This is a genomic window from Methanosarcina barkeri MS, assembly GCF_000970025.1.
GTDB classification, from domain to species: Archaea; Halobacteriota; Methanosarcinia; order Methanosarcinales; family Methanosarcinaceae; genus Methanosarcina; species Methanosarcina barkeri.
On the sequence record NZ_CP009528.1, the window covers coordinates 142568 to 168991 of the forward strand.

Here is a 26424-nt window from a genome sequence, read left to right on the forward strand (position 1 = left end):
AACCTGTTCTGTATAGGATATAGATACTATATTATAACGTTTGTGTAAAATGGATTAGAAATTAATCTCCGGATCAGCAGAATAACCTGTTGTCAAATACCCGATAAATCTAAGTAATCGGGATCTGGTAGAAAATATTATATTTAATTCCCGAGATGAAAGACTAAGATAGTTGGAAAGAGATGAATCAATGAAATATGCTGTACTTATAGGAGACGGAATGGCTGATTACCCAATAGAAAAATTGGGTGGAAAGACCATTCTCCAGGCAGCCCAAACCCCTGCTATGGATTATATTGCAGCCCATGGAAAAATAGGGCTTGCAAAAACTATACCTGATGGGCTTCCCGCTGGAAGCGATGTCGCAAATATGTCTATTCTCGGGTACGATCCAGCAGTATACTACTCTGGTAGGGCTCCTCTGGAGGCTGCCAGTATGGGTGTCGCTCTTGCATCTGATGATGTGGCTTTCAGATGTAATCTTGTGACTATTGAGCATGGGAGAATAAAAGATTACAGTGCAGGGCACATCAGTAGCGAAGAAGCTAAGATTCTCGTCGAAACCCTTGATGCGGAACTCGGTAATGGAGAACTGAGCTTTTATCCAGGGATCAGCTACAGGCACCTTTTGGTCGCCAAAAATAATCTGGGGGCTGAAGCGGAGTGTACTCCCCCGCATGATATTACTGGAAAGAAAATTGAGGAATATCTGCCCGAAGGAAAAGAGGGAGATTTCTTTTCCGACCTGATCAAAAAATCTATGATCGTTCTTGAACTGCATCCAGTTAACCTGAAAAGAATTGAAGAGGGTAAGAATCCTGCAAATTCAATTTGGGTCTGGGGCCAGGGATATGCTCCGAAGTTTACGCCATTTCGAGAATTGTATGGAAAAACTGGAGCAGTTATTTCGGCAGTCGATCTTCTGAAAGGCATTGGAGTTTATGCAGGAATGGATGTAATTGAAGTTCAGGGAGCAACCGGTTATCTGGATACCAATTATGAAGGAAAAGCCAGTGCTGCAATCGAGGTCCTGAAAACCAGGGATCTTGTTTTTGTCCATGTGGAAGCTCCAGATGAAGCCGGACATGAAGGGAGTATTGACAAAAAGTTAAAAGCTGTCGAAGATTTCGATAGCCGAATTGTGTCTCCTATTCTTAAGCATGCTAAAGCTTCAGACGAGCCTTTTACAATTCTTGTACTGCCTGATCATCCAACCCCGATTTCCATAAAAACTCATGCTAGAGATCCGGTTCCTTTTGCAGTCTACAGAACTGATAAGGCGGACTCTGATAGTGCGGAGGCTTTCGATGAGGATTCGGCTAAAAAAGGTTCTCTTGGGCTTGTAAAAGCTTCGGATCTCATAGGAATACTTGTGAAGGCTAAATAACTGCTTTTTCTCGTTTTTCATTTGATGCTTTTATTTGTTTAGCATCCTGATTTCCAGAAAATCCTCTGTTCTGGATTTTCGGAAATTTTTCTTTTATCATTCTGGCTCTTTTTTGTACTAAGTTTGTGTGAAATTAATCAGGAAAACATATATATCCTTTCTCAATATATTCGGAATAGCACATAAAATCTGTGTTATCATTTTAACTCAGGGGGTATTTTTTGTATGAGATGGCCTATGAGAAGATCATTTTCGGGACCTGCACGCTGGGATCCTTTTGACGAAATAAGAAGGACACAAGAGCGCCTCAACCAGTTGTTTGAAGACTTTATGCCGATGGAAGAATGGGGTGGCGGAAAAGTATACACTCCTGCTATCGATATTAAGGAAGAAGACGACAAGCTTGTAGTCACTACCGACCTGCCTGGTATTAATAAAGAGGATGTTCAGATTAACCTTAAAGAAGACATTCTTGAGATCAGTGCAAAGACTGGGAAGGAAAAAGAGACTGAGGAAGAAGGATACCTGCGCCGGGAAAGAGCATATACACAATTTTACAGGGCGGTTCGCTTACCTGCGAGCGTTAAGGAAGATGGAAGCACTGCAAAAATGGAAAATGGTGTTCTGACAATAACGCTGCCGAAAATGCAACTGGGAGAACCGGCAAAGAAGATAGCTATTGAGTAAGTTTTTCCGAGAGAAAAGACAACATCAAATTTAATTTCAGACTGCGAAAGAAAATCGCAGCCTGTTTTTTGAACTTTTTCCTGCTGATTTTTCTGATATAGCACAAAGAGATTTTCCATGAATCTGATTTTCAATTTTCATGATCTGGTTCTATTATCTGTTCCGGATCTGCCCTTTTTATGATACTCGGAATCAGAACATGGTTCGACATGAATTGAAAAGTGACCATTACTGCCGCAGATTTCTTTTAGCTTGTTTTCTATCTGCGTTGATATTTCATGTGCGTCCACGATATTCAGATTCCTGTCAACCTCTATATGGACATCTGCAGCCATGGCATTCCCTATTTTTCGAGTTTTTAGCTCATGGAAGCCTAAAACACCATCAGTAGAATCCAGAACTCGTTCAATATTTCTGTACGTTTCCGAATCAAGCGAAGCCTCCAGAAGCTCATTGAGGTTTTTGTAAGAAATATCAAATGCCACTTTAAAAATAAAGAAACTCAATATTACTGCGGCTATTGGATCGAGTACTACCCACTTGCCTCCAAGAAGTATGGCACCTCCTATTCCGATCATGGTTCCTAAGGACGATAAAGCGTCCGAACGGTGGTGCCAGGCATTTGCAGTAAGTGCATCGCTCTTAAGCTTCCTGGCATATATTGTGGTATAACGATAGAGCCATTCTTTTGATACAATTGACAGAACTGCCGCAATAAGCGCAATCGAATTTGGGGCTGGTAGTGATTCTCCTTGGAAAAACGCGAAAACCTTCTGAAGCCCGCCCCATAAAATTCCAAATGCCACTACAGCAAGTGCAAGCCCGATAAATGCCGCAGACAGGGTCTCGATTTTTCCATGCCCGTAATTGTGTGTGCTGTCTCTGGGTTTCTTGGAGATCTTTAAACCTATTATTACTGCGATGTCAGTCATGAAGTCGGACAAAGAATGAACTGCGTCAGCAATCATTGCCGAACTATTTCCAACAATACCGGTCACAAATTTAAAACCTGTCAACAAAACGTTGACTGTCATCCCAACTTTTGTTACATGAGCTGCCTGGGAGTATCTGGCGTTTTCATTCTCTTCATAATTAAAAAGAGTTTCTCCGTTTGTATCTCCAGTACTTTCCATAATTTCTCATATTTTCTTAATTATCTTAATAGATTTGAGATATTATATTTCTACATTTATTATTATTCCATTAAACGAGAGCATAAAAATTAGCGATCAATAGATATAAGGTTATCTTCATTGATTAAGAAATTTATATAGCTTTATAAGTACACATTTTGGGATTAATCTAATTAGTATATCTACAATTAATTATAAAACTAGCAATATTTTTAAAATAAATTCTAGGGATTTCCATAAACATTAATATTTTTCACACAACTAACGTATGTAATTTTCTTTTCTCAGTTCCTCTATTAATCGACTTATTACCGACTTATAACCGACTTATAATCGACTTATAATCGACTTATTAATCTGGCTATCTACTTCCATACATCTTTTATCTCTTTCTTGCGGTGTTGAAAAATATATACAATTCAACCGTAGCGCGGAAGGTTATATTTTATTTCCTTAATTCTTTCTCCTTCTCCTTCCTCAGGAAATTCTTTACTTTTCAGGGCTGCAGTCTGTGCAACTTCAGGGTGCTGTTTAAGAAATTCTATTGAATAATCCGTAGTTTCACTTGCTGCTGCTTGAAAGGTATTATCTATTTCTTCTTTGCTAAACTGCCCATGATAAAGAAGAAGCTGAGTTACTTTTTGCCGGGTAGCTTGAGGTTCGTTCTCATAGTCCAGGGAGTAGTACAGCTTACTTACGATAACTCTTAAACTCCATATTCGGCTTCGTTTTTTGTTTTTTAACTCAAAAGGGACTTTATTCTTTATTTTCTCTATAATTTCGTTCAATTCATACTGGCTCGTGTTTAACACCTATATGAAATTTGGTTTTCAAGCAGATAAAGGATCTTAATAGTTCTTAACTCTGCTCGGGAGAAAAGTGCCGCAGTAAAATAGGACTGAAAATAAGGTCAATTGAAATATATAATATCTTAGGAGGATCGGTTAGTTTAAGATATATATTGAGAAAACAGGTAAATTTAGAAAATAATTAGTTGAGAAATGGTGTAAACTGGCAATTAAACTGAAAGTAATGTAAACTGAAGAAATAAGTCCTATCGAAAAAATAAGTGAAAGCGCGGCATCAGGAAATTATTCTCATCATCTTTTGCTCAGTTGGGGTAACTTTCATCATCGCCGCAAGATCCAGTATATCGGTGGTCTTATTTATGGTTACTGCCTTTACTGCTGCAAATTGTTGATTTAATGGATTATTTCTTTTATTTCCTGTATCCAACTGAACAATATTCAGTTGCTCTTATTAACTCAAAGTCTTCCGAGGAAAACACTTGAAATTCGAAGCCATAGCCGTTGAGAATATTCCCCTTATACATACTGGGGATAACCTGCCCTCGATCATTTGTAAGAATCTGGAACTTCAGGACAGGGACATTGTTATCGTTGCCTCGACTGTCGTTGCTAAAGCTGAAGGGGAGATCTTCAGGCTAGAGGACATTACCCCAGGGAAAATAGCACTTGAGATGGCATCCCGAAACGGAAAAGATGCGAGGTTTATCCAGGCTGTACTTTCCCGGAGCAGGGAGGTGCTTGTGGAAAAACCTTTTATGCTTGTGACAACTCTCGCAGGGCATACCTGCGTAAACGCAGGAGTAGATGAGTCAAATATTGAAGATGGATTTTTGCTCTATCCTCCTGTAAATCCGGATGCCAGTGCTTCAAGGCTCGGGCAGGAGCTCGAAAAGTTGAGCGGGAAAAAGTTAAGTGTTATTGTCACAGACACAAATGGGAGAGCTTTTAAAATAGGACAGACTGGTGCTGCCATAGGAATTTACAAGATAAAACCTGTAAAGCATTGGATTGGAGAAAAAGATCTCTTTGGAAAAGTCCTTGAGGTTACAGAGGAAGCAGTTGCCGATGAACTTGCAGGTGCCGCAAACCTTCTGATGGGCGAAGGGGCAGGTGGAACTCCCGTAGTTGTAATTCGTGGTTTTGATTACTACTGTGGAGAAAAGACCTTTATAAAGGAAATGTATCGTCCCGAAGAAATGGATGTTATTAAAAAAGGGCTTCGCTGCCTTCAAAAAAAGTTGAATAAAAAATTGAATTAAGGAAGTTAAAGCTTCAGATCTTAGATATTGGGCAAAGTAATATCTCGAACTTTGATTTTAACTCTAAGGCATGAAGTCTCCTTCCTCGATAATTTCCGGCAAAAGCCGGAAAATGGCAGGTGGGAGATGAAAGCTGTCAACATCAACTATTTTTTAATAAATCTTATCTATTTTTTTAAAGACTATTACTCTTACAACGAATTTTAATCCATGAAGTAAAACCTGCTAATGAATAGTTGAAATAAGCTAATTCTCAAGCTTTGCTGGCATGCTTAGTAAGCGTGAGATCCAAATTTACCAGGTTTTTCAGAGAAAAAACTGGATTTCCCAGATTCAAGTCCAAGAAAAAGCCTGTTCAATCCGGTTGAAAGTCCTGCAAAAAAGAGTACGTTAAAACGTAAAAGGATCTATAAATCGAGAGAAAGTAAAGCTGCAACTTTCAAAACTCCCTGAAAAAATCAGCAATCAGAAGAATGATTCCCAGCACAACCTCTCTTCTAAACTTATTAGTGAGAACCAAGCTATTGCTCTGGAAACTCTGATGTTAAAGGGATGCAAAAAAATAATTGTTTAGCTCAGTCTATAAGTGATTCTGCATGGAGCAGTTTTGTTACAAAGTTAGACTACAAAGCAGAATGGTTCGGTAAACCTATCCTGAGAATCGGGTAGTTTGAACTCTCTTCTAAACTTTATAGTGTTTGCGGGTATTATAATTCAGATTTGGCATTGAAGGATAGAAAATGGATTTGCTCTGATTGCAACACAAAATATTATAGGGACATTAATGCTGCATCAATTTCAAAAAATTCTCACTTCAAGATCAAAATCTTATAGTTATTTGACACTCTTATAGTTATCTGGTACCTGCGGAACGCGGGGAAGGACTTGGGGGCTTGTTTTCAAAAGAGAAAGGAATAAATCAGGAAGTTCCTCCCTGGAACCTGAGCCAAAAAGTGAAGAATTAAGGGAGAAGTAGTTTATATTCTGTAAGTTCAGTTTCCGCTTGAAGTCTCGCTTTTTAACTCAAAAGGTATATATTCCACTTCCACACCCGCGTCCCTGAAAAACTCAAGTGAATCATTATCTGGATAGAAAGTTGCGTATACCACTCTTTTGATATTCGCGTTTATAAGCATTTTCGCGCAAAGGATACAGGGCTGGTGTGTACAGTAAATGGTTGCTCCTGCTATGCTTACGCCATGAATTGCGGCCTGGATAATTGCATTCTGTTCTGCGTGCACTGCCCTGCACTTTTCCTGTCTTGTACCTGAAGGAATCTTTTCCAGATCCCTGATACATCCGATTTCAAGACAGTGTTCCATGCCGCTAGGTGCTCCATTATATCCGGTTGAGAGAATGCGTTTATCCTTAACGATCACAGCTCCTACGTTCTTTCGAAGGCAGGTAGCCCGTTTGCCTACCACGAAGGCGATTTCGAGGAAATACTCATCAAGTGAAGGTCTTTCTGTCATTATTTTTAATGAACAGTAACTGGTATATATAGCTGTGACGTTAAAGCCTGTACCATTTTTAAGAGTTAATTTTAAGTGGAATAAATTAACGGTATATAGAGAAGAATTGCTAGGGGAAGAATTAATATAATCTGTGAGAATACAGAGTTAAAACAAATTAACTTATTTATAACACTAATTTGTTTCTAATATACTTGTTTATAATCTACACTTATTTACAATATTAAAACATCCAGAACGTTATCCCCCATCACCTGAACCCGAGTAGCAGAGTAAATTCAATATTCTCAATAAACCTGATTATAAACTTCGTGTTCTGAATTATACATCAGGATTATATATCTGGATGTAATGAGCTGTTCGGATAGGTTCAATAAAATAAATAGATACACGCATCCGGAGTATTAAATTATGGCAACAGGTTTGGCCGAAATTTTAGATAACTTCGTGAAAAATCACGACAACCGCCAGTTGCTGGCCCTCCCCCTTGCGATACTCGCAGTTTCTTTGGTAATACTGCTAGTTTCTCTTGTGAGTAGCGGATCGCCGGTAAAACTGGGAATGGATTTCCAGGGCGGCACTCAGATTTCGATAGAAACGACTGATTCCCCTGCTGTACTTGAAAAAACGTATTCGTCTTACCCCATCACTAATGTCCGGCAGACCGGAAGCAGGGTTATCATGCAGTTTGGAATCATGGATGATGAGCAGCAGCGTCAGCTTGAAACGGATATTACGAGTCACAACTATTCCAATGTGCAGATTCAGCAAGTTGGGCCGATTTACGGCAAGACTCTGCAGGTACAGGCTCTGGAGGCCCTAGTTATTTCCTTTATAGGAATGGGAATTGTGGTATTCCTGCTCTTCAGGACCTTTGTTCCTTCCCTTGCAGTGATACTTTCTGCATTTTCAGATATCGTCATTGCAGCTGCTTTCATGAGGGTTGCAGGGATTGAACTTTCCCTGGGAACACTTGCGGCTCTGCTTATGCTTATCGGTTATTCTGTAGACAGTGATATCCTGCTCACAAACAGAGTACTTAAACGCCGGGGCATAGTAGAAGAGAAAGTTTCCAAGGCTATGCATACAGGTATCACCATGACTACTACAACCCTTGCAGCGCTTGCATCCATGTACATAGTCTCGACTTTCTCCTATGTGGTCATTCCTTCATTCACACAGATTTCTCTGCTTTCGCAGATCTCAATTGTGCTGATTGCGGGACTTATTGCAGACATGATGAATACCTGGCTCCTGAATACGGGAATCTTACGATGGTATGCGATGAAACCCGAATTCAGAGGGAGGTATAACAGATGAGCGACAAAAAAAGCCTTCTTAAAAATCCAAGAGTCATTATCTTTATTATAATCCTTCTTGGCTCTATAGTGGCCATTCACCCAGGCTATACCCCCGGAAAAGGGACAACTTCCAATCTTAATTTTGGACTTGATCTGGAAGGTGGGTCCTGGCTCCAGATACAACTGGAAGGAGCACTTGTCCAGGTAGATGTAGATTCCGGAAAATTAGTTAGCGGAATTGTAGAGCCTATAATTGGAGCCCCTGTCGAGATCACGAAAAATGACCTTGATGTCGGCGGCTCTGCCAATAAATCTGTCACCTTTACAACATCTGGGACTGTCAGTGCATCTCAGCTTGAGTATCTTGGCACGGTAAGCGTGGACAAGCTGAGTGGAAGCACAACTCAGGTAACTATCTCTGATACCAGTAAGGAGAGTCTCATCCAGTCTTACCTATCAAAAGCCCTTGATGCAGAAGTACTTGCCAAGAGTACTGAGGACGGAACTGTCTACGAAATCAGGACTGCAGTCACCGAACAAAAGCTTGAGTCTCTGCTGGAAAAGGTTGGAGGTTCGATCCACAAGAACGAAGATGGGACTTCAACTTACGAAGAAGGAGTAAGCACCGATACCAGAGACCTGACAAAGGAGATCCTCAGTGATAAGCTGAACTCTCTGGGTATCAAAGATATTCCTGTAAGAACCGTAGGGGACAAATACATCCTTATTGATTTTGCAGGCATTGACCTGGCAACTGCCAAGGAAATAGCTGAAAAACCTGGAAAGTTTGAGATCCGGATTCAGACAACTGGAAATGAAACCGAACATGTCCTTTACGGCGATTCAATTGTAAGTGTGGGAGTTCCAAGCTTCCATGATGAACAGTGGCATACTCCTTTCACCCTGGATGATGATGGGGCTCGGACACTCCAGAAAGTTGCACTCGAAACCGGAGCAATTGATGATCCGGATTCCCATTACTTGAAGATGTACCTTGATGGAGTTGAAATCTATGGAGCTCCTTTGAGTCAGTCTGCAGCTGAAAAACTGCGAGATGCCCCTATATATTCCTGGGAAGCTTCCACGGGTACAGATGATGCTGCAAAAACCGAAGCTAAAGCACTTCAGGTTCACCTTCGAGCAGGGGCTCTTCCTGTCAATGTAGAACTTGTAGGTTCTGGACATGTGGATGCAGGTCTCGGAGCGCAGTTCAAAAGTGCAGCTCTGATTATCGGTTTGATTTCCCTTATTGGGGTGGCAGCCGTGGTTTACTTCAAGTACAGAAGGTCTGAAATCCTGATACCTATGGTCGGAACTTCTACCAGTGAAGTTATCATGATCCTCGGAGTTGCAGCACTGATAGGATGGCAGCTTGACCTGGCGTCAATTGCAGGTGTTATAGCTTCCATAGGTACTGGGATTGACCACCTTGTGATCATCACAGACGAGGTGCTTGCTGAAGGCAAACTCCCTCCAACGAGGGTCTTTAAGTCCAGGATAACAAAGGCTTTTACAATCATTTTAGGGGCAGCCACTGCAAACATAATTGCCCTGTCCCCTCTGGTCGTAATGGGCTTTGGTACTTTGAAGGGCTTTGCAATTACTACCATCATTGGTGTCTTAATTGGTGTGATTATCGCAAGGCCGGTTTATGGTATAGTAATCAAGGAATTTCTGCACGTAGATGAAAACGGAACCGCAAGTATAACTGAGTAAGTATTGAGCGAAAAGTAAAGTTCTTTGAGGTTGATTGGTATCTAGGAGTCAAAAATTAAGGTGGAATGTATGCAGGATCTCTGGACTTTAAAATACAGGGCAGGTACTCTGAAGGAAATGCTTGGAAACGAGCATGCTGTAGCCACGCTTTCCGAACTTGCCCAGTCCGGGATCCTTCCCCATCTTATTTTCTACGGCCCTGAAAATTCCGGAAAAACGACAGCAGCTCTTGCTCTTGCCAGACAGCTCTATGGACGTACCTGGAAAAACAATTTTGCATACTTCAATGCTTCTGATTTTTTTGACCAGGGAAAGCGCTATCTCGTCCGAGACAAGCGTTTCGTGCGTTTTCTGGGCACCGATGACCCAAAGAAAATCTATAAAAGTGTAATCGATATTTTCAAGGAAATTATCAATGAATATGCTGGAATGGCTTCGCTTGATGCCGATTACAAGTTAATCTACATTGACAATGCTGAGTCCCTTAATTCTGACGCACAGCATGCTCTAAGGCGAATTATGGAAAAGTACAGTGCAACATGCAGGTTTATTCTTTCCACTACCAAACCTTCTAAACTTATTGCTCCGCTTCGCTCAAGAGGCCTTCAAATTTTTTTCACATATGTTCCGGATTCGGTTCTGAGAACCCATCTTGAGAAAATCGGCCGTGCTGAAAAGTTGCAGCTTTCGGAAGGCGCATTTGATGCAATCCTTTATTCTGCGAAGGGAAATGTTGCAAAGGCAGTTCAGACTCTACAGCTTGCTTCTTTAGTTGCACACGATTCGGTCATTACTGAAGAAATGGTGTATGAGGTTACTCTGGGCAGGGATGAAAATATTGACAATTTACTTTCTGCGGCTCTTGCTGGAGATTTTTCCAGAGGACGGAAGCTCCTTGATGAGATGATAGTTGAGAAAGGGCTTTTAGGAGTCGAGATTCTTGAAGGGCTTTCCGAAGCTCTCGCAGATTCGGGAGAAACGGATACAGACATTGCTCGGATTATTGTGAAAATTTCCGAAGTCGATGCTCATCTTAAGGATGCTGCCAATGAGAGAATTCAGCTTGAGAAACTGATCTCTTCTCTTTCCTAATTTTTAGAGTCGTTTTCCTTCTGTCTTCTTTCGCTTCCTTTTTACTGCCTTTTTACTGCCTTCTTTTTATTTCTTATATGTCTGTGAGAGCCTGTGAAAATGGGATCACACACGTATAATTTGTATAAGTAATTGAGTTGTTTATATAAACAATACAAATAACTACAAAGATCAAATTGCATATTTTAGTATGTATTCGATCTTAACTTTAAGGGTGGTCTAACGAATAAGAATATCTGGAAACTAATGTTTATTCTTCTTTGGATTGTAGCTTTAGTTGTATCTTGGCAATTAAAGGGTTTTGAAGCAAATGCAAAAATGGGTTTTTCTGAAGTAACCTATTGGATGGGATTTTTTTTAGGAAATCTTGCAGGAATGGTTTCGATTAAATTACAAGATGCATATAAAAATTAAAATCGGCAAATATTGGTATTTTTTACGGTATCTCCGAATGGCATATGGCTTTTGCATTCGACAAGCTAATCAGATAAAAAATAATAGTGTTATTTCCAAATTTTGTGGGTTCCGATTCTGTTTTTATCTCTACTTCCCTTCCCTCTTTTTAAAATACTATATATATGCTTCTCTCTAGAGTTATTCAATAATAAAAAACTATTTATATTTTAACCATTAAATCAAAATTATCATAGTAAATTATATATACAATTAGCTTTTATTTTTTATTGTAGATAGGCCAGAATCTCAAGCTTCTAAGGAGTTAAGGGGCTCCGTTACATTTTTTAAACGAGATATGAACCTTGGAGTTCAGGACATCCAGAGTGATGTGCTGTACTTCCTGAAGATGGTTCAGAGCCTGGAATTCCTTGGGTGTATGCCAGATCGGGCCTTTTCGAAAATCCACAAATAAATCCACAAATAAATCCCTCCATTACTCCCTGAAGAACTCCCTCTTTTCAGGGAGATCATGCTCATATGGTAGAATATAATCCTTAAGTACTCTTGAAAACCTTAAGTACTCTTGAAATAGATAATATTCTGCCTTAATTTTAAAAAAAGATTGTCTGCCTGAATTGTTCCTTCAGGCAGTTAGTCTATTAAGTACTCTTTTTTCAGTATTTATAGTGCTTTACTGAGTGATATAAAATCACAACAAAGAAAGCAACTATCACCAGCAAGAGGCTGAAGAAACCAACAGGGTCCCAGACAAAGCCTATCCCAGATCCTCCTTCTTCCCAGGAAACGAGTACTGCTCCCTGGAGTTCTGTAGGAATTACCACACAGGCAAAGGCAAGCACGAAGATAAATAAGATGTCAAAGACTTCTGCAATAATGCTCTTTTCTGCCATACTCCTGTCTCCTCAATCATAATATTTGAACTCGAACATGTGGGTTTTGATTGATTCTCTTACCTTCAGGCACCCTATAGTCTCGATCAAAACGATCAGTCCTATGAAGATTACGTAGAGGTAGAAGAAACCTGAAGCAATCTCCCATGTCTCGGAGAGAATCTTGTATGCTATAAATCCTTCCACGCATATGAGCAAAGCAAGCATGCCTACAACGAGAGCCGTGTCTCCGGTAAGTTTGCTGTGATATTTGCTTTCCAGTGCCTGATCATTCGTCTCCAATGCCAGTTGCCTCCTTCTTGATCTTTCTATTTCCCGAGCCTTTGGGTAAGGGCCAGCCCATTTCAGCCCAGTTATTTTCAATGTTTGATTTCTTGTGTTTGTGGCTGAAATAGAAGTACGCAATACCGTAGAATACAAAGGCGAAGATCAGGTTGTACTTGTAGCCCCAGAACAGCGTTGAAAGAATCGTAATTGCAATTGCAATCGCAAAGTAGGCAATATATGGCTGAAGAGGGCCCACAAAAGGTCTGACTTTACTTGTGGTCTCCGGGAAGAGTTTCCTGAAGCGTATCAGGGAGAAAGGAATCAACACGTAGCAGAGCAGCCCCGAAACAATTGAGAAGGTAATTACCTGGTCAAGATAGCCACTGAATGCAAAGCCGATTGCAACCGGCACCGTGAAGATTACTGCTCTGTATGGAGTGTTATACTTCGGATGCACTGCTGAGAACCGGATGACACGTAATTGTCTCTTGAGAGAGCAAACCAGGAGCGTGAAGAGTCACAAACGCAGCCGTTTGCACTGGCAACACATGTCAGAAATGTTCCAAGCCCTAGCAGGGCAACAAAGATAAAGACCCCACTGTTCTGTGCAGCCTCAAAAAGCGGATACACTGAAACTCCAAGTAGATCGGCAGGGATCAGCACTGAACATAAGTATAGGGTCATTGCCGCTCCTATGAGCAGAGTAATCATCCCAGCTTGCTGTCCAAGAGGCACTGCCCTTGATGGGTGTTTGCACTCTTCTGCGCACATTGCCGCTCCTTCTATCCCTAAGTAGAACCATGGCCCGAATTGTAAAGCTGCAAAGAGTCCTATCATGCCGTTTGGTAGAGCGCCCTGTAAAAGGTACTCAGGGTGAATATCCCCTATTCCAAAGGCAGTTGAAAAGAAGAAGGCCAATATTGCAATGAAAGCGATCATGGTTAGAACAAAGTTCAGAGTCAATGCTGCAACAACGCCACGGTAATTTATGAAAGTCAGAAGTGCAATAACAAGCAGAGTTACCGGATAAACCTGTAGCTCCGGGAAGATACTCTGCGAAATGGATGCAACAACAATAGCATCTGCTGCTTCAAGGGCTATGTACTCCATATATACCGCAAGTCCCACGCTGGCAGCCGCCCCGGGCCCGATAAATAATCTTGCCCAGTCATAAGGTCCTCCTGCAAGTTTGGTTGCTGACCCAAGTTCACTGGCACAGAGAGAAATTATGACATACATTGTTCCTGCAACCAGCATGGCAAGCAAAGACCCGAGAACGCCTCCTTTTGCAACGGTAAAGTTCCAGCCCATGTATTCTCCGACCAGCACGATACCAACTCCTAGAGCCCATACATGGAAAGGCCTCAGAGTTTTCACTAAGCTGGCAGACTCATGTTCAGACATGCCTATCAGCCTCTTCTTTTTGAAACCTTACTAGCATCCAGTAAGACCCAGCCCATCAATCCGAAAGCCAGGAGATATATAAGTCCGTTTATTAAAGTCCAGATATCCATTTTAATATCCCCTTATTTTTTAATACTAAATTATTATATTTACTCAGTAATTTTTAAAAAATCCTTAGCATTTGTAACATGTCTTTATAATTGTTTCGCCTGGATGTTGTTAAAAAAATTAGCCAGCGAGAAACTCGCTGGCTTTTTGTTTTCTTCAGTATGTATTTTAGGTTCTGGACTTTCGGCTTAGAATACAAGTCCCAGGTCTTCGAGCTTCTTCCTTGCTCCGTCGTAGACCTGCATGTACTCTTCAGTTGGTGTTACTGTCTTTACGTCGTAGCATTCCTGGAAGGTCTTTCCTGCTGGTGCGCTTGCATAATTCTTTTCGTAAAGAGATACAAGCTTGTCAAGTATTACATTTACTTCTGAGATTTCCACACCTGCGGTTGCCCTTGCTACTTCTCCCATCATCCTGGCTTCCATACCTGTGGTCTTGTCGGTAACGACACCCTTTGCTGATGCTACTCCTGAGAGAATTTCTCTGCCTGAAGCGGTGTCGGTAATTGATTGGGCTGAAGCTTCTAGCAGGCACATCTCAGTGCATGGTCCTGCACATGGGTAGTACTGGTTACCTGACAGTATGTCCGTAAATTCGGAAATTGTTGCACATGCCCAACCTGCAATCATCAGTGTCTCTCTGGTGTTGGTTGAACCCCAGCGGATGTGGACAGGGCCGTCAAGGTGCCAACTTGCACTGCTCATGAGAACAGCGTTAATGTGGGTTGCAACATCTACAATTGTTGTTTCTTCAATTCCGCCTGCATACCCTCCAAAGATCGGCATCTGTTCGTCCATAATGATGTCGCTGTTCCCTTTGTAGTGAGCAATAACTGAAATTGCATCAAGATCAATCTTGAGTTCGTTTAGTTGCGAGACCTCGTGGCTGTCCGTGCAGGTCATTCCGCCGGTACAATCAGCGGAAATGTTTCCCTGAGCGGACAGGGAGGTCTCTGGGCCCTAGACACCCATGCCAGGCCTACCCGCCATGGCGCAAGCATTCTTAATTAACCTTGTTTCGGTCTTTGCAGCAAGGACCTCATAAGGACTTTTTGGAATAGGTGATTTCCCACGTACAGAGGTCATTACACCGTTAACAATCGTGTCTACTTCCTTTTCCAGGGCATAGCTCATGTGAACAGGCATAAACACGTCTTCGGAAATTGGAGAACCGGTAGGCCCGCCCTGTACGATTGGTTTTGCCTTGTCACCAACACTTCTCTTTCTTACATTAACGGCATCCCTGCCTGTACCGAGTACAAACTCCTTCTGCACGTTGTTAATTGCATCCCAGATTTCGTCTTCAGTGTACTTTACGATTCTGTGGGTATCGGTACAGTAAATTCCGCACTCAAGTAACATCTCAAAGCCGGCTTTGAAGAGTTTTTCCATCATGTCCTTGTCTGTCGGGATAAACTCTCCCTTGAAGTCAAGCCCGTACTTCTGCTTGAGTTCCATTGCCTTCATTGGGATCTTCATAAGGTCCCAGTCGTCCTGGGTGCACTTTTCTCCTACTTTAGCTCTGTCGTAGAAATCATAGCAGTCAAATGATTTTCTAAATGTCATATCTTTTTGCCTCCCAGGATTATTTCATAACTTCAAGTGCTACTTTTGCGGCTTCTGCAGCGTTTTCTGCAGTTGCGTCAGCTCCGATTTCTTCGATCCATTTATCAGATACAGGAGCTCCTCCAAACATGCACTTTACGCTGTCCCTGAGTTTTTCTTCATTGAGCCTGTCCATAAGGTCTTTCTGGCCGAGCATGGAGGTGGTCATAAGAGCAGATCCTACTAAGAGAACTTTTTCTCCCTTGTGCTTTGCAGCCTCTTCTACAACGTTTTCATTAAGCACATCAACTCCCAGGTCAACGATCTGGAACCCATTTGCTCCGAGCATAGTGGTAACAAGCCTGTGGCCAATGTCGTGAATATCTCCTTCTGCAACAAAGGTGATGGCAAGTCCAGCTTCTTCTCCTTCCTTCTTGTTCTTTTCAAGTTCAGGGGTGAGAACTTCCATTGCATTGCTCATCGCTTTTCCAGACATCATGATCTGAGGCAGGAAAATTTCGGCGGCTTCAAACTTATCACCGACAATTTTCATTCCAACGGAAAGGCCCTTTGTAATAATATCAAGTGCTGGAACTCCCGCAGCCAGTGCCTCCTTGCATAGCTCTGGAGTACCTGCAACGTTTTGATTTACAATTGCGTCGCGTAACTTATCAAAAATCTCTTGATTTGCCATTTTTGTAAACCTCCACTGAGATTCGCAGTTCTGTGCAGTATCGTTGGGCAGTAAAATGTCTCCTGAGTCATTTCTCGCAAAGGCTTTATGCTTGAACACAGACCCTAGCTCCGCTAGCTAAAAAAGAGCATTTGCATGGGGTTCTCGTTTTAGGTTCAGGTCCCTGCTGCCTTATATTTTTCAGCCATTAGGCACAAGGAAGTTCCTTTACGAATTTTCTGATTGTTTAGATTCAAAATTATTCACTATCATTTGCCATTTTGCTCGAACAGGTTCGGGTCCTTTGTGAATAATTTCTTCTCTTATGACATTGTTACCGGGGAATTTACTTGCCGGAAACTGCAAATTTGTTTCCCAGTCGAATTAGCTTTATATCCCGAATTTCCCAACAGTATGCCTGTTGGAACTGCCTGGAATTGTCCTGAATATTCAAGACTCAATCCCTAAATAAAGATTAAAATTATACTATATAAACGAATACTATATTCCCATTATTTTTTTCTCTTAAAATCCAATATATGGGCATGAAAGAAAAATATAAATACTGGAATTTCATGCCAGCGCAACCTCTTTTATATATGCAATCTCCAGCTTCCAAGTCCTGTACTATAATTCTTTTTTATATACAATTTTTAATAATATTAAACATAAAAACAAAAAGTATAAATACTAGAATCTAAACTCGCAGTAATCTTTTTCGATATTTACAATCTCCTGCCTCAAGACCTTCTATAGTAAATTTTTTAAAAAGATGTCTTTGTATAATAATTTGACACGCGCGTGCCGAATAATGATTTCTCCTGAAAAATGCGAGATTGAAAAATGCGGGATTAGATGAAAGAAAACAAGCCTGATGAAGTAATTTTTTTGGATTATTCTTAAAAATAAGGCCGGCTTAAGGCCGGCTTGTCCATTTTTAAATTCCATTAACGCGGCACACTATCAGTGTCCGATATATTCAGTATCTGAATCTATTCAGCAATGTTTTTAGTATGTGTGGCTTTTTGCGCACTCAATCATTTTCTGGAGATTGACTGTTGGGGTCATACTGACAGTCCCGCAGCCCACGGTGAGTAACCCAACGCCTGCGTCAAGTGCCTTCTTTGAGGCTTCTGCGATCTCCTCAGGAGTTCCGTTCCAGAGCACGGCTACAGGGTCAAGGTTTCCAACAATGATTGCGTTTTTCACACTGCCGGTCGCGGTCTTAATGTCTACCTTCTGGTCTACGCTGATCCCATTTACGCCGGTCTTGTCCATAATTCCAAGGCCGTTAGTTGTGTTTCCGCAAATGTGAAGCACTGTAGCCACATCGAGTTCCTTCATTGCGTCAACTATCTTCTTCTGATAGGGCAGGGCATACTTCTCGTAGAACTCTCCTCCAATAAGCTCATAGCTTGCTGTCGGGTCAATGATGGCTATGGTGTCTGCACCATTTTCAACCATTGCTTTTGCATATGCTACATTGAAGTCCGAGCAGAAGTCCAGAAGCGCGGGGACAACCTCTTCTCCTGTAAAAAGGTTTCCAAACCAGGCATCTCCGTTAATATGCTGGGCAAGAGAGAAAGGACCTATCATGGATCCTATAATCGGGAGCTCTTTCCCGTATTTTTCGGAGAGAATCTTGACGGCTTCAAGGACTACTGCAATTCTGCCTTCTTTCAGGTTGTAATTCTTTAATTTCTCCAGATCTTCCAGGTTTTTAACACTGGGTTTGATCACGGATGGCTGCTGCTTCAGGTCGCCAGCCTTTATTCCGCAGCCAAAAAATTCGGCTTCAGCTGTAATGTCAAAGGGAACTCTCACAGCTTCAAAACCTACTACAGTGTGTGCCGCTTCCGCGAGAGTCGCCATTTTCTCTGCGTCGGAATGGGCTTCTGGCCAGTAGGCTCCGCAAGCTTCCATCTGTTCGACAGTTGCAGTCTGAGTGAAACAGACAGCCGGCATCCTGTCCACCTGCTGTTTCCTTAATGCACGGTACAATCTTTCTTTTGGGGTATATTCTGCCATTTATAATCCCTCTCTTATTTTTATAGGTGTGTAGGATTATGAAAAATACATACTATTTAATAAATATGTATTTATATCCTTTAATTAAAAATTATGTTATAAAAACTTATCAATTGAACAGCCGGAATAAGCTGAAAAATCCTTCAAAACAAGTAAATTTGTTTTATTTATAATCGGTGGACGAAATGCTTAAAATAGCTGGGAAATTTGAGGCTTTGACTGACATTTTAAATTAAAGGGTTCCTAATAATTATATCAAATGATATATAACTTTCAAAATCTTATGAGCTACCGTGAAAGAAAAAATACTAACCTTTGATTTTTTGAGAGCAATTGCCATATTAGCCATACTCTTAACACACAGTACTGCCTACCTAGGATATAAATACATCAAGTATACGATTTTAATATTTACTCCTTTTTTTGCCAAAATTGGATTGTCACTTTTTGTATTCATAAGCGGATATCTTATACATTATAATAACAGCAAAATTTCATCCATCAAAGATGTATTACTTTTTTATAAAAAACGTTTTTTACGGATTTTTCCACTTTACTGGGTTGCTCTTGCGGTTTTTACTTTCGTTTTTTATGATTATTCCGGTATTCTTTCTTCACAATTCATTATATCAAATGCGAATACATTATTTAGCTTCCGTAATCTCTTAATACACATACTAGGTATGCAAATGCTACTTGCTCCTACATATTCAACACCACTATTCACTCTTCATTTTGTAGGTACAATCATAATTTTCTATTTAATTTATCCTTTTCTTATGCTCTATTCAAAAAATACAAGTCGTTTTCTATTAATTTCTTTCTTAGTTTTCATGGTTCTTGCCTTAATATCTGGTATCTTCAAAATAATTCATGAGAATTTTTTTAGTTATTATCCAATATTCATAGCTGGAATCGTTTTGTCAAGAGTCAATGTTTCAGATAGATGGGTGTACAATCCATATTTTGCGATTATTCCCACCTTGTTTTTATTATCTGTTCTCTTGCAAGATAGGTTGTTTTTATTGTTAGACCCGAGGTTCTCTATAATTACAACCAGTTCTGAGGCAATCAGTAGTTCTTTAGCAATCACAGTGATCAAAGGATTTGCTGCATCAATAGGTTTGAGTTATGAGGTGGTGAGGTTTGCGGTCATGTCAATATCATCCAATGTAAGTATGATATTGTTTTGTGTTGCGCAATTGTGGATTGCAAATATTTGTATCAATGATAAATTCTCCCCTATGATAAGCTCAATTATTACATACGTTTCAACTGCTTCATACACTGTGTATCTTTTTCATAGACCTGTTCTAGCTCTATGGGTTTCACTGGCTGATCGAATTCATATGCTTCCATTTTTACAAGACTGTATTACCATAATTTTAATAGTTCCAGCACTTTTTATAGTCTCATACTATATTCAAACTAAAGAATCTTTTCTTAGGAAACGATTTTTTGATTGATTTTGATGAAAATAGAATTCTTGCTAATTCAGTTTTCTAATCAAGAAATGCAAAAATCACTAAATTTTGGAATAGAATCCATTTTGGCTTTGCATATAGCCTGTTGTAAAATTATAACATTTTTCAGACTGGCTATTAATAACCAGCCGCTAATCCCTCTCAAAACAATTAGTAATAGTTTAGCATTCTCTCCACAATCATATCGGTAAAAGTAATTTCACAATAATAGTTTAGCATCCCTTCCACAATCATATCGGTAAAAGTAATTTCACAAATGTGCTGAATATCCAAAAATTTAGCCAAGTATGAAAAACATGCTCAAAAGGAACATTCAACTTCATAAATGTGTAATAAAATGATTCCCGTACTCTTATAGTTGGAAAATTCGTCCTTGAATTTGCAGAGGATACATAGTTTATATAATTCCTAACTATATCTATATAATTAAAACTCTAAAATTATTATATCCTTTCCCTATTGATGCCGAATTAGAAATTTCACTAAAATTACAGTCCTCATATCCCGCCCCTGTATGAGGTAGTTCCTACTGCCGGACGCCTCAAAACATTATACGTTCCAGGAGGACCTGAAAAATGTATGGAATAGCACTTGATCTGGGTACTAGCGGTTTTAGAACCCAGCTTATTGATCTTGAAACGAAGGAAACCTTAAAGACGGTTATAACCATGGGTCATCCCCTCCCCGGGGGAAATGTTATGGATCACCTGGACTTTGCAATCACAACAGGTGAAGATGTGGCTCATGAGGTAATTATCGAGACAATCAGGAGAATGTTCCTGCAGTTCGATATTGACCTTTCAAGGGTGGAACGGCTTGCAGTCTGCGGAAACCCTATCCAGCTTTCCCTTTTCCAGAATACTGAAATAAGGGACCTTGCCTATGCAGGAGAAAACAAGCAGAAGATGCTCGGAGTCCGGAATGTGAAAAGAGATGCCCGTGTGTTTCCTGCATCTGAAATTTTCGGAGAAAAATACCTGTCTAACTGTGAAATCATCGTACCCCCTGCAATAAAGCACGAGATTGGAGCTGACGCCCTGGCTATGATGCTTGAAACCGATTTTCTTATCCAGCCCGAACCTTCGCTTGTCACGGATTACGGAACAAATGCCGAAATGGCTCTGAAAATCGGGGATCGAATTATCACTGCAAGCGCAGCAGCAGGACCTGCGATTGAAGGACAGGGTATAAGTTCAGGCATGCTCGCAAGTCCTGGCGCGATCTGTGATGTAAAACCTGAAGGACAGTACTGGAGAATTATAGTTCTTGACAGGGAAATGGAGAAACAGGACGCTTATCTTATCGATCCGGTTAAAGGGGAGATAAAGGATTCCTACGGATTCGAAGCCGTCGGAATCACAGGCACAGGAGTTATCTCGGCTTTTGCCATGGCACTGAAAGGTGGGCTGATTGAAAAATTTCCTAAACTTCCAAATGGAAAACTGATCCTGGGTCCTGGGATTGAGATCACTGAAAAGGATGTCGAAGAGGCCGGAAAGGCTATCGGGGCAATCCGTGCAGCCCATATGACCCTAATCGTTGAATCCGGAATCAAGTACGAAGACCTGGAATACGCATATATGTCAGGAGCCTCCGGAGCCTATGTGGACGCTGAAGACGCCCGCAGGCTTGGAGCCGCACCGGGTTATGCAAAAAAAATTGTTCAGTTCGGAAATACCTCGCTTGCACTTGCTCGGGAACTTGTGCTGGAAAAATCCAGGTTGGATGACGTAATTGAGATTGCAAAGAAAATTACTGCCGACCACCTTATGATGGCGACAAGCGAGACTTTCAATAATTTCTACCTCTGCGAGCTTTCCTACTGGACTCAGGGCATGCCACTTGAGACGTATGACCAGATGCTTGAACTCTACGGCCTGCCTCCTCTTCCAAAAATTCTCGAACATGTAACCATCGAAAAGCGAGTCAGCAAAGACATAGAAGAGGTCGGGTCAGGTGGGCTTTCCATTCTCAAAGAAATTGGCATAATCCTTGAAGTCCCGGTTGAAAAGTGCGTCTACTGCAAAAAATGTGTAAAAGAATGCCCAGAAGCTGCTCTTGAAATTGTAGAAAGAGATGGGCAAAGAATCGCAAAATACGACAGCCAGAAATGTCTTGGTACAAGCTGCCGCCGCTGTGTCGGTGTCTGCCCCGAAGATGCTATCGATATAACGAAACTGAAAATCACAGCGAAATAACGAGATAACTTATGGTGGGCTAAATTCTCACCCACTTTCCCTTTTTACCTTTTTTCATCAGATGCAACCGTTGATCTGCAATCGTTAAGCCAGTTGACCACGCTGTTGCTAGGGTTTTCGGTCAAGCCTTTTTTGAAAAGGTTTGTGACGCCTATAGGGTCTGGTGATAAAGTTCTCAAACTCTAATGTTGAGTTGTTTTAGGTCAAACCTTTTTTGAAAGGGTTCGCAAAAAATTTATAAACAAAAACCCTATTTTTCTTAGATTTTCACCAACAAACATATATATTAAGTAATATTATTTTATACCATTAATTAAGACCACCATACAGGAAGCAAAACGCTTTGTTCAATCTATTTTGCCGAGGAGGGAACCTGATCATGTAGATCGAATGGACTCTAAATCCGTTTAGCCGGGTTAGATTCCCGGGGTTTCCGCCATATTTCTGAATCCCGGAATGGCAATACAATAACATTCTAGATACATTCAGAACATTCCGCCGAAATCTTTTATAAAAGCTGGAGACTTTTTCCAGACTATATAAATTGTTTCTGTTGTGTGGATCGTTTCTATTTTCCGGGTAGCTGTCAGCAAATTGCTGGCTCCGTGTTTATACTCTGTAAGCCGGGATTTTGAAATACTATTTTTTGGAAATCATCCGGGCTTTTAATTCACCAGGGGTGACACTATGGATAAAAAACCATTAGATGTTTTAATATCTGCGACCGGGCTCTGGATGTCCAGGACTGGCACGCTCCACAAAATCAAGCACCATGAGGTCTCAAGAAGTAAAATATACATTGAAATGGCGTGTGGAGACCATCTTGTTGTGAATAATTCCAGGAGTTGTAGAACAGCCAGAGCATTCAGACATCATAAGTACAGAAAAACCTGCAAACGATGTAGGGTTTCGGACGAGGATATCAATAATTTTCTCACAAGATCAACCGAAAGCAAAAACAGTGTGAAAGTTAGGGTAGTTTCTGCTCCAAAGGTCAAAAAAGCTATGCCGAAATCAGTTTCAAGGGCTCCGAAGCCTCTGGAAAATTCTGTTTCTGCAAAGGCATCAACGAACACATCCAGATCTGTACCTTCGCCTGCAAAATCAACTCCAAATTCGTCTGTTCCCGCATCGGCTCCTGCTCCTTCACTTACAAGAAGCCAGCTTGATAGGGTTGAGGCTCTCTTAAGTCCAGAGGATAAAATTTCTCTAAATATGGCAAAGCCTTTCAGGGAACTTGAGCCTGAACTTGTGACAAGAAGAAAAAACGATTTTCAGCGGCTCTATACCAATGATAGAGAAGACTACCTCGGTAAACTCGAACGTGATATTACGAAATTTTTCGTAGACCGGGGTTTTCTGGAGATAAAGTCTCCTATCCTTATTCCGGCGGAATACGTGGAGAGAATGGGTATTAATAATGATACTGAACTTTCAAAACAGATCTTCCGGGTGGATAAAAATCTCTGCTTGAGGCCAATGCTTGCCCCGACTCTTTACAACTATCTGCGAAAACTCGATAGGATTTTACCAGGCCCAATAAAAATTTTCGAAGTCGGACCTTGTTACCGGAAAGAGTCTGACGGCAAAGAGCACCTGGAAGAATTTACTATGGTGAACTTCTGTCAGATGGGTTCGGGATGTACTCGGGAAAATCTTGAAGCTCTCATCAAAGAGTTTCTGGACTATCTGGAAATCGACTTCGAAATCGTAGGAGATTCCTGTATGGTCTATGGGGATACTCTTGATATAATGCACGGGGACCTGGAGCTTTCTTCGGCAGTCGTCGGGCCAGTTTCTCTTGATAGAGAATGGGGTATTGACAAACCATGGATAGGTGCAGGTTTTGGTCTTGAACGCTTGCTCAAGGTTATGCACGGCTTTAAAAACATTAAGAGGGCATCAAGGTCCGAATCTTACTATAATGGGATTTCAACCAATCTGTAAGCCGGAAAGTTCGTCCAGAGTAACTAAATATCGCTAAAGACAGGTCGAAGGTATTAATACACTGCATTAAATGGCAAAAAAGAATTGCGATACTGGATGTCAAAAAGAATTGCAGTACTTTATGGCAAAGTGAATTGCAGCTCTGAAAGGCAAAAAGAATTGCGATACTTAATGGCAATATCAAATGGCAAAAGATAAAATAACAGTATTAATGGCAAAAAGTAAAATGGCAATATCAGTGGCAATATTGAATGACAATATTGAATGGCAAAAAGTAGAATGGCAAGATTGAATCAAAAACGGGATGGTAAAAACTCAATATGGCAAAATAAGCTAAATGGTGAGATTAAGTTGACAGTCGGCTCTGATAGGGTCGATAAACATCTGAAGAATCTATGAGAGGGTGAAATTTTGATCCAAAAAATGGCACTTGATGAATTTGACAGTTTGGGAGATAAAGTCATTGAAGGGTATCAATTAACTGATAACGACCTGAGGACTCTTCTTTCCCTTGAATCCGAAGAAGACCTGGAAAGGCTTTATTCTGCAGCCCGAAAAGTAAGAGATCATTATTTTGGCAACAGGGTATTTCTTAATTGTTTCATTTATTTCTCCACTTACTGTAAAAATCAATGCTCCTTTTGCTACTATAACTGTCGAAACGAGATCAACCGCTATCGACTGACCATGGAAGAAATAAAAGAAACCTGCAAAACCCTGAAAGGAGTAGGTTTTCATATGGTTGACCTGACCATGGGGGAAGACCCCTATTACTATGAAGACCCGAACCGTTTCGTTGAGCTTGTCCAGTTAGTAAAAGAGGAACTTGGTCTTCCCATTATGATTTCTCCAGGCTTGATGGATAACGCTACTCTTCTCAAAGCCAGGGAAAAAGGAGCAAACTTCTTGGCTCTTTACCAGGAAACGTATGACACTGAGCTCTACCGGAAACTTAGAGTTGGGCAGTCATTCGATGGACGTGTTAATGCACGTCGTTTTGCTAAAAAACAGGGGTACTGTGTAGAAGACGGAATCCTCACAGGCGTTGGAAACGATATCGAATCCACCATTCTGTCTTTAAGGGGAATGAGCACAAACGATCCTGATATGGTCAGAGTTATGACTTTCCTGCCCCAGGAAGGAACCCCTCTTGAAGGTTTCAGGGATAAGTCAAATCTATCGGAACTGAAAATCATATCGGTTCTTAGATTAATGTTTCCTAAACGCCTTATCCCCGCTTCCCTTGACTTGGAAGGCATTGATGGCATGGTTCTTCGCTTAAATGCAGGAGCAAATATTGTTACTTCCATCCTTCCTCCCGATTCCCAACTGGAAGGCGTTGCAAACTATGACCGTGGACTTAAAGAACGGGACAGGGATATAAAAAGCGTGATCCAAAGGCTTGAAATCATGGGTATGAAACCTGCCAGGCAGGCTGACTTTGAGGCAGTCCTGGGGTGCTAGCTTGAAAACGATCTGTCTTGTGGGCGGGAAACTCCAGGGCTTCGAAGCTGCGTATTTATCTAAAAAAGCCGGAATAAAAGTAGTTCTGGTGGATAAAAATCCGCAGGCTCTCATCCGTAACTACACGGATGAATTTTACTGTTTTGATATAATAAAGGAACCTGAAAAACTTCTTGAGCTCTCTAAAAGGGTTGATGCTGTACTTCCTGTAAACGAAAATCTGGCCTGCATCGAATTTCTGAATTCAATAAAAGAAAAATTCTCCTGCCCGGTACTTTTCGATTTTGAAGCTTACCGGATAAGCAGGGATAAGAAAAGCTCAAAAGATTATTTTAAGTCCATAGGAGTTCCAACTCCGCAGGACAGGCCTTCCCACCCTCCTTATTTTGTAAAGCCTCCTTGTGAAAGCAGCAGTGTGGGAGCCAGGATAATTTATGATGACAAAGAGCTTGAGGACCTCGAACTTGGCATGCTGGTTGAGGAATATGTGGAAGGCGAGGTCGTTTCTCTCGAAGTTGTCGGGGACGGAAGTCATTTTGCCGTGGTAAAAGAGACCCAGGTCCATATAGACGAAACTTATGACTGCCATATGGTAACTCCGCTTCCTGTTAATCCTTTATTCAGGCAGATATCCCATGATCTTGCAGCAAATCTTCCCTTGAAGGGAATTATGGATGTGGAAGCAATCTTCGGCCCAAAAGGGCTCAGGGTAATTGAAATCGATGCCCGCTTTCCAAGTCAGACACCTACAGTAGTTTACTATTCTTCTGGGATCAACCTGATAGAATTTCTTTTCCATGCCTTTACTGATGGTATTGAGGAAATCAAGTCTCTTCCCGAGAACAAATACTGCATTTATGAGCACCTAATGCTTGGAGAAAATGGTGTTCTTGTTCCTGTGGGAGAACAGGTACTTTCCATGGGTAGCGACTATGGAACATTCTATGAAGAACCCGGCATTGAGATCTTTCTTTGCAAAGGAGAAAACCCGGTATTTACCATGATTTTCTGGGGGAAGGACAGGGAAGAAACCGGAGCAAAAAAATGCAAAGGATTTTCGGTTCTGAAGGAGCGTTTCGGAGCGACGGTATGAATGAACAAATTTGAGAACAGGAACGGAAACTAAAAAAATTAAAAATTTCAA

At 41.0% G+C, this 26424-nt stretch carries 21 protein-coding genes and 3 pseudogenes; 13 read left to right on the forward strand and 11 right to left on the reverse strand.

What is annotated here, in order from left to right; genetic code table 11:
* The first annotated feature begins 190 nt into the window (after window positions 1-190).
* Together MSBRM_RS00720 and MSBRM_RS00725 are read left to right on the forward strand one after the other, a co-directional pair.
* Window positions 191-1387 carry a cofactor-independent phosphoglycerate mutase gene (locus MSBRM_RS00720; RefSeq protein WP_048120661.1) on the forward strand — a complete coding sequence of 399 codons (1197 nt, stop codon included), beginning with the start codon at window positions 191-193 and terminating at the stop codon, window positions 1385-1387.
* A 225-nt stretch (window positions 1388-1612) separates the two neighbouring features.
* The gene (locus tag MSBRM_RS00725) at window positions 1613-2074 is read left to right on the forward strand and encodes an Hsp20/alpha crystallin family protein (RefSeq protein ID WP_048120657.1); all 462 of its coding nucleotides are present in this window, start codon (window positions 1613-1615) and stop codon (window positions 2072-2074) included.
* A gap of 137 nt (window positions 2075-2211) precedes the next feature.
* Here MSBRM_RS00725 and MSBRM_RS00730 read toward each other — a convergent pair whose 3' ends face one another.
* From MSBRM_RS00730 to MSBRM_RS20705, 3 genes are all read right to left on the reverse strand, one after another.
* Window positions 2212-3207, reverse strand: a complete 996-nt coding sequence (locus MSBRM_RS00730; RefSeq protein ID WP_048120655.1) for a cation diffusion facilitator family transporter — start codon at window positions 3205-3207, stop codon at window positions 2212-2214.
* 419 nt (window positions 3208-3626) lie between these two features.
* On the reverse strand, window positions 3627-3995 hold the full coding sequence (locus MSBRM_RS00735; RefSeq protein ID WP_230668986.1) for a hypothetical protein: 369 nt from the start codon (window positions 3993-3995) through the stop codon (window positions 3627-3629).
* Window positions 3996-4290: 295 nt separating this feature from the next.
* Window positions 4291-4443 carry a hypothetical protein gene (locus tag MSBRM_RS20705; protein WP_155396513.1) on the reverse strand — a complete coding sequence of 51 codons (153 nt, stop codon included), beginning with the start codon at window positions 4441-4443 and terminating at the stop codon, window positions 4291-4293.
* A gap of 52 nt (window positions 4444-4495) precedes the next feature.
* Between MSBRM_RS20705 and MSBRM_RS00740 the strand changes: the two genes are divergently transcribed.
* Window positions 4496-5275 (forward strand): coenzyme F420-0:L-glutamate ligase, encoded by a 780-nt coding sequence (locus MSBRM_RS00740; protein WP_048120652.1) that lies wholly within the window; start codon window positions 4496-4498, stop codon window positions 5273-5275.
* A gap of 361 nt (window positions 5276-5636) precedes the next feature.
* A pseudogene (locus MSBRM_RS19025) lies at window positions 5637-6117 on the forward strand (RNA-guided endonuclease TnpB family protein); the annotation flags it as partial.
* A 150-nt stretch (window positions 6118-6267) separates the two neighbouring features.
* On the opposite strand, the gene MSBRM_RS00745 reads toward MSBRM_RS19025, so the two are convergent.
* On the reverse strand, window positions 6268-6747 hold the full coding sequence (locus MSBRM_RS00745) for a deoxycytidylate deaminase (RefSeq protein ID WP_048120651.1): 480 nt from the start codon (window positions 6745-6747) through the stop codon (window positions 6268-6270).
* A 411-nt stretch (window positions 6748-7158) separates the two neighbouring features.
* Here MSBRM_RS00745 and MSBRM_RS00750 point away from each other — a divergent pair, with 411 nt between their 5' ends.
* The 4 genes from MSBRM_RS00750 to MSBRM_RS19850 all read left to right on the forward strand — a co-directional run bounded on the left by MSBRM_RS00750 (window position 7159) and on the right by MSBRM_RS19850 (window position 11270).
* A complete protein-coding gene (locus MSBRM_RS00750) occupies window positions 7159-8067 on the forward strand; it encodes a protein translocase subunit SecF (RefSeq protein ID WP_048120650.1) in 909 nt (302 codons plus the stop codon).
* Window positions 8064-9764 carry a preprotein translocase subunit SecD gene (locus MSBRM_RS00755; protein ID WP_048154055.1) on the forward strand — a complete coding sequence of 567 codons (1701 nt, stop codon included), beginning with the start codon at window positions 8064-8066 and terminating at the stop codon, window positions 9762-9764. Before MSBRM_RS00750 ends, MSBRM_RS00755 begins: the two co-directional genes overlap by 4 nt.
* Window positions 9765-9833: 69 nt before the next feature.
* The gene (locus tag MSBRM_RS00760) at window positions 9834-10856 is read left to right on the forward strand and encodes an AAA family ATPase (RefSeq protein ID WP_048154058.1); all 1023 of its coding nucleotides are present in this window, start codon (window positions 9834-9836) and stop codon (window positions 10854-10856) included.
* 246 nt (window positions 10857-11102) lie between these two features.
* Window positions 11103-11270: a hypothetical protein gene (locus MSBRM_RS19850; protein ID WP_155400448.1), complete on the forward strand. Its 168-nt coding sequence runs from the start codon at window positions 11103-11105 to the stop codon at window positions 11268-11270.
* A gap of 304 nt (window positions 11271-11574) precedes the next feature.
* On the opposite strand, the gene MSBRM_RS19855 is transcribed toward MSBRM_RS19850, so the two are convergent.
* From MSBRM_RS19855 to mtbA, 7 genes and pseudogenes are all read right to left on the reverse strand, one after another.
* On the reverse strand, window positions 11575-11730 hold the full coding sequence (locus MSBRM_RS19855; RefSeq protein WP_155400449.1) for a hypothetical protein: 156 nt from the start codon (window positions 11728-11730) through the stop codon (window positions 11575-11577).
* A gap of 196 nt (window positions 11731-11926) precedes the next feature.
* Complete coding sequence (locus tag MSBRM_RS00765; protein ID WP_048154060.1) at window positions 11927-12163, reverse strand: efflux RND transporter permease subunit; 237 nt, start codon at window positions 12161-12163, stop codon at window positions 11927-11929.
* Between the two features lie 12 nt (window positions 12164-12175).
* Window positions 12176-12445: a hypothetical protein gene (locus MSBRM_RS00770; RefSeq protein WP_048154063.1), complete on the reverse strand. Its 270-nt coding sequence runs from the start codon at window positions 12443-12445 to the stop codon at window positions 12176-12178.
* Window positions 12432-13834, reverse strand: a pseudogene (locus MSBRM_RS00775) (APC family permease). Before MSBRM_RS00775 ends, MSBRM_RS00770 begins: the two are co-directional and overlap by 14 nt.
* Window positions 13835-14130: 296 nt before the next feature.
* Window positions 14131-15507 (reverse strand): annotated as a pseudogene (locus MSBRM_RS19030) (monomethylamine:corrinoid methyltransferase).
* Window positions 15508-15526: 19 nt separating this feature from the next.
* Entirely contained in the window at window positions 15527-16180 is a 654-nt protein-coding gene (locus MSBRM_RS00790; RefSeq protein WP_048156643.1) for a methyltransferase cognate corrinoid protein, read from the reverse strand.
* Between the two features lie 987 nt (window positions 16181-17167).
* Window positions 17168-18187, reverse strand: coding sequence for a methylcobamide:CoM methyltransferase MtbA (mtbA, locus tag MSBRM_RS00795; RefSeq protein ID WP_048154076.1), 1020 nt, complete (start codon window positions 18185-18187; stop codon window positions 17168-17170).
* A 293-nt stretch (window positions 18188-18480) separates the two neighbouring features.
* On the opposite strand from mtbA, the gene MSBRM_RS00800 reads away from it, so the two are divergent.
* The 5 genes from MSBRM_RS00800 (at window position 18481) to pylC (ending at window position 26373) form a co-directional block, all read left to right on the forward strand.
* The gene (locus MSBRM_RS00800; protein ID WP_048154079.1) at window positions 18481-19653 is read left to right on the forward strand and encodes an acyltransferase family protein; all 1173 of its coding nucleotides are present in this window, start codon (window positions 18481-18483) and stop codon (window positions 19651-19653) included.
* A gap of 593 nt (window positions 19654-20246) precedes the next feature.
* Window positions 20247-21869, forward strand: a complete 1623-nt coding sequence (locus MSBRM_RS00805; RefSeq protein WP_048120624.1) for a methylamine methyltransferase corrinoid protein reductive activase — start codon at window positions 20247-20249, stop codon at window positions 21867-21869.
* A gap of 687 nt (window positions 21870-22556) precedes the next feature.
* On the forward strand, window positions 22557-23816 hold the full coding sequence (gene pylS / locus MSBRM_RS00810) for a pyrrolysine--tRNA(Pyl) ligase (protein WP_048120621.1): 1260 nt from the start codon (window positions 22557-22559) through the stop codon (window positions 23814-23816).
* Between the two features lie 411 nt (window positions 23817-24227).
* On the forward strand, window positions 24228-25280 hold the full coding sequence (pylB, locus tag MSBRM_RS00815; protein ID WP_048120618.1) for a methylornithine synthase PylB: 1053 nt from the start codon (window positions 24228-24230) through the stop codon (window positions 25278-25280).
* A gap of 1 nt (window position 25281) precedes the next feature.
* Window positions 25282-26373 (forward strand): 3-methylornithine--L-lysine ligase PylC, encoded by a 1092-nt coding sequence (pylC, locus tag MSBRM_RS00820; protein WP_176722112.1) that lies wholly within the window; start codon window positions 25282-25284, stop codon window positions 26371-26373.
* Window positions 26374-26424: the final 51 nt, after the last annotated feature.

Bases quoted from the DNA above. Each gene is read 5' to 3' on its own strand.
- MSBRM_RS00750 (WP_048120650.1), top strand. From the start codon at position 7,159: ATGGCAACAGGTTTGGCCGAAATTTTAGATAACTTCGTGAAAAATCAC.
- mtbA (WP_048154076.1), bottom strand. From the start codon at position 18,187: ATGGCAGAATATACCCCAAAAGAAAGATTGTACCGTGCATTAAGGAAA.
- MSBRM_RS00730 (WP_048120655.1), bottom strand. From the start codon at position 3,207: ATGGAAAGTACTGGAGATACAAACGGAGAAACTCTTTTTAATTATGAA.
- MSBRM_RS00790 (WP_048156643.1), bottom strand. From the start codon at position 16,180: ATGGCAAATCAAGAGATTTTTGATAAGTTACGCGACGCAATTGTAAAT.
- MSBRM_RS00720 (WP_048120661.1), top strand. From the start codon at position 191: ATGAAATATGCTGTACTTATAGGAGACGGAATGGCTGATTACCCAATA.
- pylS (WP_048120621.1), top strand. From the start codon at position 22,557: ATGGATAAAAAACCATTAGATGTTTTAATATCTGCGACCGGGCTCTGG.
- MSBRM_RS00725 (WP_048120657.1), top strand. From the start codon at position 1,613: ATGAGATGGCCTATGAGAAGATCATTTTCGGGACCTGCACGCTGGGAT.
- MSBRM_RS00765 (WP_048154060.1), bottom strand. From the start codon at position 12,163: ATGGCAGAAAAGAGCATTATTGCAGAAGTCTTTGACATCTTATTTATC.
- MSBRM_RS00760 (WP_048154058.1), top strand. From the start codon at position 9,834: ATGCAGGATCTCTGGACTTTAAAATACAGGGCAGGTACTCTGAAGGAA.
- MSBRM_RS00755 (WP_048154055.1), top strand. From the start codon at position 8,064: ATGAGCGACAAAAAAAGCCTTCTTAAAAATCCAAGAGTCATTATCTTT.
- MSBRM_RS00745 (WP_048120651.1), bottom strand. From the start codon at position 6,747: ATGACAGAAAGACCTTCACTTGATGAGTATTTCCTCGAAATCGCCTTC.
- MSBRM_RS00805 (WP_048120624.1), top strand. From the start codon at position 20,247: ATGTATGGAATAGCACTTGATCTGGGTACTAGCGGTTTTAGAACCCAG.
- MSBRM_RS19850 (WP_155400448.1), top strand. From the start codon at position 11,103: ATGTTTATTCTTCTTTGGATTGTAGCTTTAGTTGTATCTTGGCAATTA.